This is a genomic window from Marinomonas algae (genome assembly GCF_047525555.1).
Classification (GTDB): Bacteria; Pseudomonadota; Gammaproteobacteria; order Pseudomonadales; family Marinomonadaceae; genus Marinomonas.
This window is the reverse complement of record NZ_JBLIXK010000003.1, coordinates 315,228-329,153: the sequence shown is the minus strand read 5'-3', so window position 1 is coordinate 329,153 and position 13,926 is coordinate 315,228. Positions and strand designations below refer to the sequence as shown.

Below are 13,926 nucleotides of genomic sequence, written 5' to 3'. Positions count from 1 at the left end.
TATGAAAGAGTCTTCTCCTATGCCGACGGGCATTATTGCTTGGTTTGCGCAGAACTCTGTGGCGGCAAACTTACTCATGCTTGGCGTGATTATTATCGGTTTGTTTTCAATCAGTAGCTTGCGAAAAGAAGCCTTTCCAAGTTTAGATCCTGACATAGTGACCGTTTCTGTTGTCTATGACAGCGGTGATCCAGCTCAAGCGGAAGAAGGCTTAGCGCTGAAAATTGAAGAGGCTTTAGAAACCGTTTCTGGTATCAAAACCATTACCTCTACTTCAAATTCGAGCGGCAGTAGCGTATCGATTGAAAAAGAAACGGATTACGATTTAGACGAGTTGTTTGATGATGTTCAAATCGAAATTGATGCATTAAACGATTTGCCTGCTGAGGCTGAAAACCCAATTGTGAGCAAGGCGACACGTCAAGAGCACGCGTTATGGGTGCAACTTTATGGCGATGCTGATCGTGCCACATTGCAAGACCTTGCGGAGCTGCTAAAAGCCGATTTGCTGGGGCAAAGTGCGATTCGAGATTTAACGGTCAATGCCACATTGGACCCGATGATCTCTGTGGAAGTGGATGAAAAAACACTACAAGCCTACGATTTAACCTTAACGGATATTTCGGACGCCATTAACAACAGTTCTGGCACCAGTATTTCAACCAGCCTTAGAAACGGTGAAAAGACGGTTCGTTTGAAAGCGTCTGAACAGGCTTATGAAATTGAAGAATTTAAAGCGATTCCAATATTAACGCCTTCTACTGGCAGTCAAATTCTATTGGGCGACATCGCAACGGTAACGGATACGTTTGAAGACGATACCTTTAGTCTTTCACGTTACAACCAGCAAAATGCCATGGCCATTGAGTTGGTTATGGATGAGCACAGTGACGTTATTAATGTGGTGTCACAGGCAGAAGAAGTGGTGGCCAAATGGAAAGCAAGCAATACGCTGCCTGAAAACGTAGAAATAGACACTTGGTACGATCAAAGTGTGTTGATCAAAGACCGTTTATCTTTATTGATTGAAAATATGATCATGGGGATCGCGCTTGTCTTTGTGGTTTTGGCGTTATTTCTGAACATTAAAGTGGCCTTTTGGGTGTCTGCGAGTTTGCCGTTTGTGTTCTGTGGAACCTTGTTCTTCATGACAGACAGCTTTGTGGGTTTAACCATTAATGAAATGACGACTTTTGGCTTCATTATGGCGCTCGGCATCATAGTAGATGACGCGGTGGTGATTGGGGAAAGCGTGTATACGACACGGCAAGCGGAAGGCGACACGATTAAAAGCACCATTTTGGGTACGCATAAAGTGGCGGCTCCAACCATTTTTGGGGTGCTGACGACAGCGGTTGCTTTTCTATCCATTTCCATGATTGACGGTAAGTTAGGGGAAATCTACGCGCAGTTCGCTACTGTTGTGACCATTTGTTTGCTGTTGTCTTTGGTGGAATCAAAACTCATCCTGCCATCGCATTTGGCGCACGTTGATACGAGAAAGCCGACTAAGAAAAATCCATTGAATGTGATTCAGCAAATCGCCACGGACAGTTTGGATTGGTTTAATCAGAATGTTTACAAAAGGATTATCACTCTGGCGTTGAACTTCCGTTATGCGGTGGTCATGATCTTTATTGCTTTGTTTATTCTAGTGGTTGGTATGCCGTTTAGTGGCGCAGTGCGTGTGGCGTTCTTCCCGTCGATTGAAAGTGATACGGTGAATGCAAGCATCAGCATGTATAACGATGTGAGCTTTGGGCAAACGCAAGAAAGTTTATTGGCGCTGGAAGAGAATGCACTCCTTGTTGATCAGAAACTACGAGAGAAGTACGGTCAAGCAGCAAGCGATGAACCGAGCATTACCAGTGTTCAGGTGCTAGCGGATGAAGATTCCTCCGGTACAGTAGCGATTGAAATAAGTGAAGATGCGCTCTATTCAAGTGGTGAGTTTGCGACAGAATGGACGGCTATGTCTGAAGGGATGGAAGGGGTGAAAAAGCTCAAAATACTTTCCATGCAAGAGTTGGTTGAAAGTTTCCGAGCGGAACTAAAAGCAAACGATGAAGAGCTATTGTTTGAAGCTGCGAACCTGCTTAAAGATAAGCTTCAGACCATCGAAGGCGTGAGTGGCATCGACGATAATTTGGATTTAGGTGAGCCACAATATCGTTTTGAATTGACCGCGCAAGGTCGTGCTTTAGGTATGGATGAAGCGACTTTAGCGGAGCAAGTCTTGCAGTCGTTCGGTGGTGATACGGTGCAGAGTTACCAACGAGGCAAAGACGAAGTCTCCGTGAGCGTGCGCTATCCAGAAGAAGATCGCCAAACATTAGAGGATATAAAAAGTGCGAATGTCAGAACCACGGATGGCACCATTGTTCCGTTAACCAGCGTGGCAAATGTGTTGTCTGATTATCAAGAGTCGGAAATTACTCGTATTGATAATTATCGAGCGGTTTATATCAGTGCGACGGTTGATCAAGACATTATCGCGTCCAATGAATTGGTGACTCAATTACAAAACAGCATTGTAAAAGAGATTAATGCAACCTATCCAACCGTGACGATTGAGTTCTCTGGTGAGGCGGAGCAGCAGCAAGAGTCGACGGACTCTATGAAATCGACCTTTATTTTTGCGCTTATTATGATCTTTGCGTTGCTGGCGATTCCATTAAAATCGTATGTTCAACCCTTGATCATAATGGTTGCCATTCCGTTTGGTATTGTCGGTGCGATTTTAGGGCATTGGTTGAATGATTTAACAGTGAGCATTTTGTCACTCAATGGTATTTTGGCGCTGAGTGGTGTGGTCGTGAACGACAGCTTGTTATTGGTTTCTCGCTTTAATGAGTTAGTGAAAGAGGGAGCAATGTCTGTGAAAGAAGCCATCAGAGAAGCTTGCCAAGGGCGTTTGAGAGCTGTCTTGTTAACGTCTATCACGACATTTGCTGGTCTTGCACCTTTGTTGGGAGAAACTTCAACGCAAGCGCAGTTTTTGATTCCAGCGGCAGCGGCATTAGGTTACGGTATTCTTTTTGCTACTGTGATTACATTAATTCTGACGCCATCTATGTTGATGATTCAGGAAGATGTTAAAGCGCTAGGGGCAAAAATAAAGCACAAAGCCATGAATGTGACGCTTTTACCAAAAACGCTTGAAAAATAAGGGGAAAGATAATGGCGGGAAATCTACAAATCTTAGTTGTGGAAGACGACATTGATTTGGCAAAAGCCATTATCGAATACTTTGATCTGGAAGGCATCCAGTGTGATCATGCTTCGAATGGTGTGTTGGGGTTACAACTGATTACTAACCACCATTATGATGCGATCATACTGGACATTAATTTACCTAAAATGAATGGGCTTGAGGTGTGCAAAGGCATGCGTTCACAAGGAATCGATACGCCCGTTCTTATGCTCACGGCGAAAGACACGCTGGATGATAAAGTCACGGGATTTTCGATTGGTGCCGACGATTATTTGGTCAAACCTTTTGCCATGGAAGAGCTGATTATTCGTATTCAAGTCTTGTCTCGTCGGCGTAGTGGCCAAGTTTACAAATTAACCGTTGAAGATCTGGAATTGGATTTACAACAGAAACAGGTTAAACGCGCTGATCAAGAAATCAAACTCTCTCCCACAGGGTTGAAAATTTTAGAATGTTTAATGCGGGAAAGTCCTAAAACCGTCTCACGTGAAAAGCTTATGCAGTTTGTTTGGGGTGAGGATCAGCCAGACAGTAACAGTCTTAAAGTGCATATGTTTAATCTTAGAAAAGCGCTTGAAATGGATGGCAAGCCCAGCTTGATTCAAACGGTTTCTGGACGTGGTTTTTCTCTCAAAGTAGAGGGTGAAACATGAAACGGATTTCCAGCTTAAAAAGATACATCATTCTGTCTTTGTTTATTACCAGTGCGGCTCTTATTTTTGTCTTGTCTAGTGTTTCGATCCGGTACTTTTTCTTGGGGTTAGATGCGGCTTCCGCTGGTATTCTGCATTCTCAGGCGCTTTATGTTGAATTAGGAAAAGATGAGAAGCCTGTGCAATTGGGCGAGGTTACTGTTGCGGCCCATTGGAGTGATCTTCCGCAAAGCATTTTAGATCATTTTAACGAAGCTGAATTGGCTCCCAATCAGCTTGCCCAAAAAGCAGAAGGCTATCCGCTTTTCTCACCACCAAAGCGCGTCTATTTTGTGATGAAAGTGATAAGAGACAACAAAATAAAATACGCATCCATGATAGTAAACGAGCCTTCTGCTTCCTCTGAGGGCGCGATTAAAATGCCTTTGTTGCTGTACATTGTGTTGATTGCGATTGGCGCCTTGAGTGGCTTCGCGGTGGTTATTTTGATCATTTTTCAGCGCATCACAGCGCCGGTAAAAGCGTTAAGGAACTGGGCAAAATCCTTAAATGAAAAGCAGCTGTCTTTGCCAACTCCGGATTTTCGTTACAGTGAGTTGAACATGCTTGCGGACATCATCAAGCTCAGTTTGCAATCAGTGAAAGAAAGCGTTGAGCGTGAACAGCGATTTTTAGGTTACGCCAGTCATGAGCTAAGAACGCCCATTGCGGTAACCAGAACTAACGCTGAATTGTTACGCAAAATGATCGATAAAAACATCAGTCAAGAAAAGCAGCTTGAAGTACTCGATCGAATCGAAAGGGCGGGGATAAACATGACCGACCTGACCGAAACGTTGCTCTGGCTCAACCGACAAGAAGATAAAGAATTACCGAAAAAGGTGATTGTGTTTGGGGATTTTATTAAGCAAATTTCTGATGACCTTAGCTATTTGTTAAAGGGAAAGTCGGTTGAATTAACCTTAATAACAGATGGTCATGAGTTGCTTTTACCTGATGTGTTGTGTCGAGTGGTGATCACGAACCTCATTCGAAATGCATTTCAGCATACCAGTGCGGGTGACGTGTTGATTCAACAGGAGGGACATGTCGTGTCGATTAGGAACCAAAATACGCCTTCGGAAAACAGCGGATCAATCAATCAAGAATTGGGCTTTGGGTTAGGTTTGGAATTGACGGAAAGGCTCGTTAATAAGTATGGATGGCGCTATCAAAGCTACACTATTGATAACGGCTATTTTGTTGAGCTGAGCCATGAAAATACTGATTAGCATAGTACATGGCTAATCACTTCTACTACATAGTTAAGTGATATATCAGAGCCTAATTCATGAAAAATTTTCTCATACACTTAAATTAAGTTGATGCTATATGAGGCAAGAATAAATTACCTCATGGAGAAAATTATTTGCCTATTCTCTAAGTAAATCCATAAAAAAACGCCCAATACAATGCATTGGGCGTTTCTTAGAACGTTTTTTTATACAGCTTTTTTTACTAGATTAGCTCGTTTGGCTCTTCCATTTCGTTCGCTTTTTCTGCGGCTGGTTTGCCTTTTGGCAATAAGTCTTCACGAACTTTTGCTTCTATCTCTTGAGCAATTTCTGGGTTATCCGCTAAGAATTGCGCTGCATTTGCTTTACCTTGGCCAATTTTATTTCCTGCGTAGGCATACCAAGCACCCGCTTTATCAACAACACCCTGTTTAACACCTAGATCAATAATTTCACCCATGCGATAAATACCAGCACCGTAGTGAATTTGGAACTCAGCCTGTTTAAACGGAGGCGCAATTTTGTTCTTCACTACTTTGACACGAGTTTCGTTACCAATAACCTCTTCGCCTTGCTTCACCGAACCAATACGACGGATATCCAAACGAACAGAAGAGTAAAACTTAAGTGCGTTACCACCAGTTGTTGTCTCTGGACTACCGAACATAACACCAATTTTCATACGAATTTGGTTGATGAAGACCACAAGACAGTTAGCATTTTTAATAGAGCCTGTTAGTTTACGCATCGCTTGTGATAATAAACGCGCTTGTACACCAACAGATGAGCTACCCATTTCACCTTCAATCTCAGACTTAGGAACAAGGGCTGCAACCGAGTCAACAATAACAACATCAACGCTGTTTGATCGAACCAACATGTCAACGATTTCAAGCGCTTGCTCACCTGTATCAGGCTGAGAGATCAAAAGGTCTTCAATATTTACACCCAGTTTTTCAGCATAAGCCGGATCCAGTGCATGCTCAGCGTCAATAAAAGCACAGGTTTTACCTTGCTTTTGTGCTTCAGCAATAACACTCAATGTTAGTGTTGTTTTACCGGAAGACTCAGGCCCGTAAATCTCACAGATTCGACCATAAGGAAGACCACCCGCACCCAGCGCAATATCCAAACCTAGCGAACCGGTAGAAACTGTTTCTATATCCAGTTTAGTACCTTCGCCCATTTTCATGATGGCGCCTTTACCAAATTGACGCTCAATCTGAGAAAGCGCTGCGTCTAGGGCTTTTTTCTTGTTGTCTGCGATAGATGACATAATGAAATCCTTGTGGCTAATTTTCGTTGGAGTAACTCTATCGCTTTTTTTTAATAAGCTCAAGAAATACTGTATATAAAAACAGTATTATTTTTTCACGCATTTTTTAAGGCTTCAGCCACACCTTCCAGCGCCGCCAAAACAGTTGCTTCTCTTATTGCTTGTCGATCACCAGAAAACTGATGACGCTCCACTTTCGCCTCCTGACCTGCAATTTGCCAACCTATGTATACACAACCAACAGGTTTTTCTACAGAGCCACCACCAGGTCCTGCTACACCACTCACGGCAACAGAAACATTTCCACCTAAACGCAAAGCACCCGCACACATTTCACGTACAGTTTGCTCAGACACAGCACCAAAAGCCGCTAACGTGTCTTCTTTCACTGCCAAACCCTGCATTTTCGCTTCATTGGCATAACTAATGACACCGCCATAAAACCAAGCAGAACTACCAGCGATCTCAGTACAAACCGCACCGATTAAGCCACCAGTACAGGATTCTGCTGTTACCAATAGGTAACCCTTCTGTTGCAGTAGATCGCTAAGTTTCTGCGCCGCCTGAGTCATATTTTGCATTTGATTCATTGGTCTTATCTCTTAAATACTGAATGAATATCCCGTAGAATAACGCTCTATTTTTTAGATCACAATCGAGCACACCCAAATGAGCAAAACAACAGCAGATAATCACACTCCTATGATGCGCCAATATTTCGGGCTTAAATCTGAGCATCCAAATCAGCTGCTATTTTATCGAATGGGTGACTTTTACGAACTCTTCTACGATGACGCAAAACGCGCTTCTCAATTGCTTGATATTACACTAACGGCTCGCGGACATTCTGGCGGTCAGCCAATTCCAATGGCGGGTATTCCTTTTCACGCCGCAGAAAACTACATCGCTCGTTTAGTTCGTATGGGTGAATCTGTTGTCGTAGCCGAACAAACAGGCGACCCAGCCACAAGCAAAGGTCCAGTGGAACGAAAAATCGCCCGAATTGTGACACCTGGCACCATTAGTGATGAAGCTTTCTTAGAAGAAAAACGAGAGAATCTCTTACTGTCTCTCGCTCATCAATCAAGAAAAGGTTTAGATGTCTTTGGCTTCTCATACCTCGACATGGCAAGTGGCCGATTCTGTTTATTTGAGGTCGACGGGCACGAAGCGCTTTCGAGTGAATTACAACGATTAGCCCCCATGGAAATCTTAATATCTGAAGACTTTCCTGCTCGTGACCTAGTAAAACTAGAGAAAGGTGTTTCTGAACTTGGCCCTTGGCATTTTGATTATGAATCCAGCTACCGCCAATTAATTCAACAATTTAACACTAAAGATTTATCTGGCTTTGGTTGTGAAGCATTGACCGCTGCGATTGCGTCAGCAGGCGCACTGCTTCAATACGCAAAAGATACTCAACGTTCAGCCTTACCTCACATTCAATCCATTATGGTTGAACACAAAGATGATTCTGTACTCATCGATGGCGCAACACGTCGCAACTTAGAGATTGATATCAATTTAACGGGTGGTACAAGTAACACTCTTGCCGAAGTGCTAGACGAATGTGCAACGCCAATGGGAAGTCGTTTATTAAAGCGTTGGTTACATACTCCTATTAGAGATGCCAAAGAAATCCAAGCTCGACAAGAGGTGGTTGCAGAGCTGAAAAACCATCAAGCTTATTACGCTTTTCAAGCGCCATTAAAAAAGGTTGGTGACTTAGAACGAATCCTTTCCAGAGTCGCATTACGATCAGCTCGACCAAGAGACTTGCTGCGTTTGAGATTCGCCTTAGAAGCCATCCCAGAAATAAACAGCCTGTTAGAGAATGCAACCTCCCCCCGTCTTCTTGAGCTTAATCAACGTATTCTTGCGCAGCCAGAAATCACCAGCACTTTAACGAAAGCCCTAGTTGAAAACCCACCTTCAGTTGTTCGTGACGGTGGTATCTTTGCAGAAGGATACGATGAAGAATTAGATGAGCTTTTCTCGCTTTCAACTAACGCATCTGACTTCCTAGCGGAAATGGAACGCAGCGAAAAAGAGCGCACAGGCATCAGTTCATTAAAAGTCGGATTTAACCGAGTTCATGGTTATTACATCGAGATAAGTCGATTACATTCGGAGCAAGCTCCAGTTGAATATATTCGCCGTCAAACATTAAAAAATGCTGAACGCTTCATCACCCCTGAATTAAAAGCTTTTGAAGACAAGGCGTTAAGTGCAAAATCAAAATCCCTTGCGCGAGAAAAAGAACTTTATGAAGCACTGTTGGATCAACTCAATGAGATTTTGGGAGAACTGCAAACCACCAGCCAAGCCCTCGCTCAATTAGACGTTCTACACAACTTCGCAGAACGAGCTGATACATTGAATTTTGCTTGCCCTGAACTTCATAACAAAGGCGGAATCGAGATATCCGGTGGACGTCATCCAGTTGTTGAATCTGTAATATCAGAACCGTTTGTTCCTAACGATCTTCAACTGGATGATAAACGCTCATTATTGATGATCACAGGTCCAAACATGGGTGGTAAATCCACTTATATGCGCCAAATAGCTTTAATCACATTGTTGGCACACACTGGCTGTTTTGTACCCGCTGAAGCCGCGTCGATTTCAGTAGTAGATCGTATTTTCACACGCATGGGGTCTTCAGATGACCTCGCCGGTGGTCGCTCAACCTTTATGGTCGAAATGACAGAAACCGCGAACATTTTAAACAATGCGACCAAAAACAGCTTGGTTCTAATGGATGAAGTAGGACGAGGTACAAGTACCTTTGACGGATTATCTTTGGCTTGGGCTGCCGTGGACTATTTAGCGAAAGAATTAAAATGCTACGTGCTTTTTGCCACTCATTACTTTGAGCTAACGACGTTAGCCGACCAATTAGATAACGCAGCTAACGTTCATCTGACCGCGACCGAGTACGAAGATGAAATTGTGTTCATGCATAAGGTTCATGAAGGGCCTGCAAGCCAATCTTATGGACTTCAGGTGGCTCAGCTTGCCGGCGTTCCGCGAGATGTCATTGGCCATGCAAAACAAAAGCTAAAAGAACTAGAAGTGGTAACAGGTGTCGCGGAACAAGAAAAGACGTTCACCTCAAAACCTATTCAGACTCAACCTCAGCAAACAGACTTATTTGCTTTCGCAGAACAAGACAAATTAAAGAGCAGCATAGAAGAATTAGATTTAGACAACATGACGCCATTAGAAGCGATGAATGCCCTTTATCGACTAAAATCTCAGCTTGAATGAGAGCGAGTCTCAGTCAAGCACCTAGATTCATGCAGGATATAAGCTAATATCAGATAAATGTAGGGGATTGGCGATTGTCGCTTGCCGCGAAATAGCCTATACCTCTAAAATAGTGCGCAATTATTTTTATAGCTTGTAAGGAGAAGTCGAATGGCTTTCATCGTTACCGATAACTGTATTCGCTGCAAATACACAGACTGTGTTGAAGTTTGCCCAGTTGACTGTTTTTACGAAGGCCCAAACTTTTTGGCCATCAATCCTGACGAATGCATTGACTGCGCATTGTGTGAACCAGAATGCCCTGCTAATGCGATTTTTTCTGAAGACGAATTACCGGAAGAACAAGAAGTCTTTGTAGAGCTAAACAGAGACCTTGCTTTAATTTGGCCAAACATTTCTGAGAAGAAAGACGCCCTTTCTGATGCTGCTGAATGGGATGGTGTCGAAGACAAGCTAGAGCACCTAGAGCGCTAGTTGTTAAAAAAATTCCACAAAAAAGGGCGACTTCAAAGTCGCCCGCTTTTGTTTACTTCCCTTTAAACCACTCTTCCTATGAGTAAACTTCACTGTTGGCTTAATAATTAAGCGCCCAAACCTTTTTAATACCATAGTCTGATCCATTCAACTATGTCGTCCATTCGAGCAATCCTTTACTCACGAACATCCCAGTTCAATCCATCACACCGTCTATGGTGTTGTATTAATTTTCATCCGATCTACATCCATGAATGTCGTTTGGATATAGACAATTTATCAGCTTTGAATTTATTTGCAAAAAAACACAAAAAGACCAAAACCGATAAATTCCCTTTTTAAATCAATACTTTAAAAACAAACTACAACAAAGATGATGATTATCTACAAAACAAACAGCAAACACTGACAAGCATGTAGGAAAAAGATGACAAGACAACAGGAAATACAGTCATCAAACCCAGCTAATCCAAGCTTTCACCTATATCACAGCAATAAAATCATCAGTCCATTTGATTGCATCTAGGTAGGTGGACTTTAAATCTTCGAGATCTTTGACGTCATTAATGGCAAGACCATTACTATAACTCTCTACCAAGCTTAAAGTGTTTCCAACTCTTCCAGAACGGTGCACAATCGCATTAATAAACTCTGCGGGCAAAGGCAATTCTCCAAGCACCGCTTCTAGTTTCATCCCAGTACAAACATCCATCATAGATAACATGCCTGCTAGGAAGTATTTATCTTGATTACCATAGCCACGCGTTCCAGCAAGCAACTCAGCGTGTTTTGCCCTGACCATAATATTTTCTAACAAAACATATTTGTCACTGACCATTTCAGACATTAGCAAGATATTTGTCAGAGACTTAAGGTGCTCAATACCAACCAACATGATCGCCAACCGCACAGAATCAACAGAAGCGACAAGGCCCGTTATAGGAGAATTCAAATAGCGCAGCAGTTTATGAACCAGACCCGCATCTTGGCTAATAATTCGCTCCAGCTCATCAATACTCATATCAGCCGCATTTAATAACGACGACATCAGCTGCAACAGCGTAATGCTGTTAACTTTTGACGTCTTACTAGACATGACTTCCGGTTTTTCAAAGAAATAGCCTTGAAAATACTCAACACCCAAGAGTCGACAAAATTGATAGTCTTCCCAAGTCTCTACTTTCTCAGCGATGATTTTGACGTCAAAGCCTCGCAAAGCCTCTACTTGCTCATGAAAACTATCATGACCTAAAGCCAGAATATCCAACTTCACATATTCAGCTAACTCAACGAAAGGCGTCAATTTACTTTCAAAAACAAAGTCATCCAAAGCAATCGAGCAGCCTGCTTTCACCCAACGTCGTAACGAGGACAACAAAATAGCGTCGTAGCCAGAGTTCTCAAGTACCTCAACAACCACATTATCCTTGTTAACAGGCATGCTTTTTGAGTTCAGCAGATAGGCTCTTGGGTAGTTAATAAACGCCTTATTGGAACCGACAATATTTTCCATGCCCAATTCCAAAAGGCTAGCGGAAAGCACTTGTGCCGTTGCTCCCACCTCATCAAAAACATCAGCCTCAATTGCGTCTGCACTTTTCCTATACAGCAACTCATAACCCATAACAGCCATCCGACTATCGATAATCGGCTGTCTAGCTAATGAAATATTAAAATGGGCTGATACTTTATTTTCCGTCATCTTTTTCATCCAGGATTGAGACACCAGTTTCGTATTTATATAGTGTCTCAATATTGCCTTAAAATTGCCATTGGGCGCGGCCAATAAACTTGCTAATATAAGCAGCTATATATAGAAAAAATAAAAGCATAAATCTGCGGGGAAAAACAATGCCAGTATATCGTTCCAAAACAACCACCTCAGGCCGTAATATGGCGGGTGCTCGTGCCTTGTGGCGCGCAACAGGAATGAAGGACGATGATTTTCAAAAACCAATCATTGCCGTCGCTAACTCTTTTACTCAATTCGTACCAGGTCACGTTCATCTAAAAGACATGGGGCAGCTTGTTGCTCGTGAAATTGAAAAAGCCGGCGGTGTTGCTAAAGAATTCAATACTATCGCTGTTGATGACGGTATCGCAATGGGACACGACGGCATGCTTTACAGCTTGCCATCACGAGATTTGATCGCTGACTCCGTTGAATACATGGTAAATGCCCATTGCGCAGACGCATTAGTTTGTATCTCCAACTGTGACAAAATCACACCTGGAATGTTAATGGCTGCGATGCGCCTTAATATCCCAGTTATTTTTGTATCTGGCGGCCCAATGGAAGCAGGCAAAACTAAGCTTTCAGAACACAAACTTGACCTAGTTGATGCCATGGTTATTGCCGTTGATTCAGAAGCGAGCGATGAAAAGGTTGCTGAATACGAGCGTTCTGCTTGCCCAACTTGTGGCTCTTGTTCTGGTATGTTCACTGCAAACTCCATGAACTGTTTGACTGAAGCCCTTGGTTTAAGCTTGCCTGGTAACGGTACAACATTGGCAACTCACGCAGATCGTCGCCGTTTATTTGAAGAAGCGGGCCATAGAATCGTAGACATCACTCGTCGTTTCTATGAGCAAGATGAAAGTCATTGGGCACCAAGATCTATCGCCTCTTTCCAAGCTTTTGAAAACGCAATGACTCTTGATATTGCGATGGGTGGTTCTTCTAACACTATTCTTCACTTGCTTGCTTTGGCAAATGAAGCTGGTGTCGATTTCACTATGAAAGACATCGACCGATTGTCTCGAAATGTTCCACAATTTTGTAAAGTAGCGCCGAACTCTCCGCTGTACCACATTGAAGATGTTCATAGAGCTGGCGGGATTTTCGGTTTGTTAGGTGAAATAGATCGTGCAGGTTTACTGCATAATCAAGTACACACTGTACACTCCAAAACCATGGAAGAAGCGTTAGAGAAGTGGGACATAATGCGCTCACCAACGCCTGAAGTGATGGAGTTTTACAAAGCTGGCCCTGCTGGCATTCCAACACAAACAGCATTTAGTCAAGCGACTCGTTGGCCAACATTAGATGGCGACCGCGAAAATGGTTGTATCCGCTCTATCGAACATGCGTTTTCTAAGGAAGGCGGTCTGGCTATTCTTTACGGAAACATCGCCCTAGACGGTTGTGTTGTAAAAAGTGCTGGCGTTGATGAATCTTGCCTTGTATTTGAAGGCCCTGCCCACATTACTGAATCTCAGGATGAAGCGGTTAAAAACATCTTAGACGACAAAGTAAAAGCGGGTGAAGTGGTTATTGTACGTTACGAAGGACCGAAAGGCGGCCCAGGTATGCAAGAAATGCTTTACCCAACGTCTTACATAAAATCAAAAGGTTTAGGCAAAGCCTGTGCCCTATTAACAGATGGTCGTTTCTCAGGCGGTACATCAGGTCTGTCTATTGGACACGTTTCCCCAGAAGCCGCTTCTGGTGGCGCTATCGGCCTTGTTGAGAACGGTGACATTATTCGTATCGACATCCCAAATCGTACTATCAATGTGTTACTTTCAGACGAAGAGCTTGATGCTCGTCGAGCGGTAATGGACGCCAAAGGCAAAGCGGCATGGAAACCAGCTGAGGTGCGACCAAGAAAAGTCACACCAGCACTAAAAGTGTATGCCCACTTTGCAACCAGTGCTGACAAAGGCGCAGTACGTAACTTGGACTTGTTAGAAGATTAAGCTCATTTAGTCAGCACAAAAACGTAAGAGCACCACAAAATGGCTATGGAACACTTCGTTTCATAG

9 protein-coding genes are annotated in these 13,926 nt (G+C 43.1%); 6 read left to right on the top strand and 3 right to left on the bottom strand.

Translation table 11 applies throughout. The features are described from left to right. Position 1 precedes the first annotated feature (1 nt). From ACMUMQ_RS07840 to ACMUMQ_RS07830, 3 genes are read left to right on the top strand one after another with little or no spacing between them, the layout of a single operon-like run. The gene (locus ACMUMQ_RS07840; protein ID WP_414681435.1) at positions 2-3,169 is read left to right on the top strand and encodes an efflux RND transporter permease subunit; all 3,168 of its coding nucleotides are present in this window, start codon (positions 2-4) and stop codon (positions 3,167-3,169) included. 11 nt (positions 3,170-3,180) lie between these two features. Beyond that, positions 3,181-3,867, top strand: a complete 687-nt coding sequence (locus ACMUMQ_RS07835) for a response regulator transcription factor (RefSeq protein ID WP_414681434.1) — start codon at positions 3,181-3,183, stop codon at positions 3,865-3,867. Next, on the top strand, positions 3,864-5,138 hold the full coding sequence (locus tag ACMUMQ_RS07830) for a sensor histidine kinase (RefSeq protein WP_414681433.1): 1,275 nt from the start codon (positions 3,864-3,866) through the stop codon (positions 5,136-5,138). The genes ACMUMQ_RS07835 and ACMUMQ_RS07830 overlap by 4 nt, the downstream gene beginning before the upstream one ends. Before the next feature lie 226 nt (positions 5,139-5,364). Here the strand turns inward: ACMUMQ_RS07830 and recA are convergent, their stop codons facing one another. Further along, a complete protein-coding gene (gene recA, locus ACMUMQ_RS07825; RefSeq protein ID WP_414681432.1) occupies positions 5,365-6,417 on the bottom strand; it encodes a recombinase RecA in 1,053 nt (350 codons plus the stop codon). Positions 6,418-6,512: 95 nt separating this feature from the next. Beyond that, positions 6,513-7,007 carry a CinA family protein gene (locus ACMUMQ_RS07820; RefSeq protein ID WP_414681431.1) on the bottom strand — a complete coding sequence of 165 codons (495 nt, stop codon included), beginning with the start codon at positions 7,005-7,007 and terminating at the stop codon, positions 6,513-6,515. A 79-nt stretch (positions 7,008-7,086) separates the two neighbouring features. Here ACMUMQ_RS07820 and mutS point away from each other — a divergent pair, with 79 nt between their 5' ends. Then, positions 7,087-9,687 carry a DNA mismatch repair protein MutS gene (gene mutS, locus ACMUMQ_RS07815; protein WP_414681430.1) on the top strand — a complete coding sequence of 867 codons (2,601 nt, stop codon included), beginning with the start codon at positions 7,087-7,089 and terminating at the stop codon, positions 9,685-9,687. A 150-nt stretch (positions 9,688-9,837) separates the two neighbouring features. Then, positions 9,838-10,161 (top strand): ferredoxin FdxA, encoded by a 324-nt coding sequence (gene fdxA / locus ACMUMQ_RS07810; RefSeq protein WP_414681429.1) that lies wholly within the window; start codon positions 9,838-9,840, stop codon positions 10,159-10,161. Between the two features lie 481 nt (positions 10,162-10,642). On the opposite strand, the gene ACMUMQ_RS07805 is transcribed toward fdxA, so the two are convergent. Next, on the bottom strand, positions 10,643-11,863 hold the full coding sequence (locus ACMUMQ_RS07805) for an EAL and HDOD domain-containing protein (protein WP_414681428.1): 1,221 nt from the start codon (positions 11,861-11,863) through the stop codon (positions 10,643-10,645). Between the two features lie 149 nt (positions 11,864-12,012). Here ACMUMQ_RS07805 and ilvD point away from each other — a divergent pair, with 149 nt between their 5' ends. Further along, positions 12,013-13,860 (top strand): dihydroxy-acid dehydratase, encoded by a 1,848-nt coding sequence (gene ilvD, locus ACMUMQ_RS07800; protein WP_414681427.1) that lies wholly within the window; start codon positions 12,013-12,015, stop codon positions 13,858-13,860. Positions 13,861-13,926: the final 66 nt, after the last annotated feature.

Excerpts from the sequence above, each read along its gene's own strand:
- mutS (WP_414681430.1), top strand. The coding sequence starts at position 7,087 with ATGAGCAAAACAACAGCAGATAATCACACTCCTATGATGCGCCAATAT.
- fdxA (WP_414681429.1), top strand. The coding sequence starts at position 9,838 with ATGGCTTTCATCGTTACCGATAACTGTATTCGCTGCAAATACACAGAC.
- ACMUMQ_RS07840 (WP_414681435.1), top strand. The coding sequence starts at position 2 with ATGAAAGAGTCTTCTCCTATGCCGACGGGCATTATTGCTTGGTTTGCG.
- ACMUMQ_RS07830 (WP_414681433.1), top strand. The coding sequence starts at position 3,864 with ATGAAACGGATTTCCAGCTTAAAAAGATACATCATTCTGTCTTTGTTT.
- ilvD (WP_414681427.1), top strand. The coding sequence starts at position 12,013 with ATGCCAGTATATCGTTCCAAAACAACCACCTCAGGCCGTAATATGGCG.
- ACMUMQ_RS07805 (WP_414681428.1), bottom strand. The coding sequence starts at position 11,863 with ATGACGGAAAATAAAGTATCAGCCCATTTTAATATTTCATTAGCTAGA.
- ACMUMQ_RS07835 (WP_414681434.1), top strand. The coding sequence starts at position 3,181 with ATGGCGGGAAATCTACAAATCTTAGTTGTGGAAGACGACATTGATTTG.
- recA (WP_414681432.1), bottom strand. The coding sequence starts at position 6,417 with ATGTCATCTATCGCAGACAACAAGAAAAAAGCCCTAGACGCAGCGCTT.
- ACMUMQ_RS07820 (WP_414681431.1), bottom strand. The coding sequence starts at position 7,007 with ATGAATCAAATGCAAAATATGACTCAGGCGGCGCAGAAACTTAGCGAT.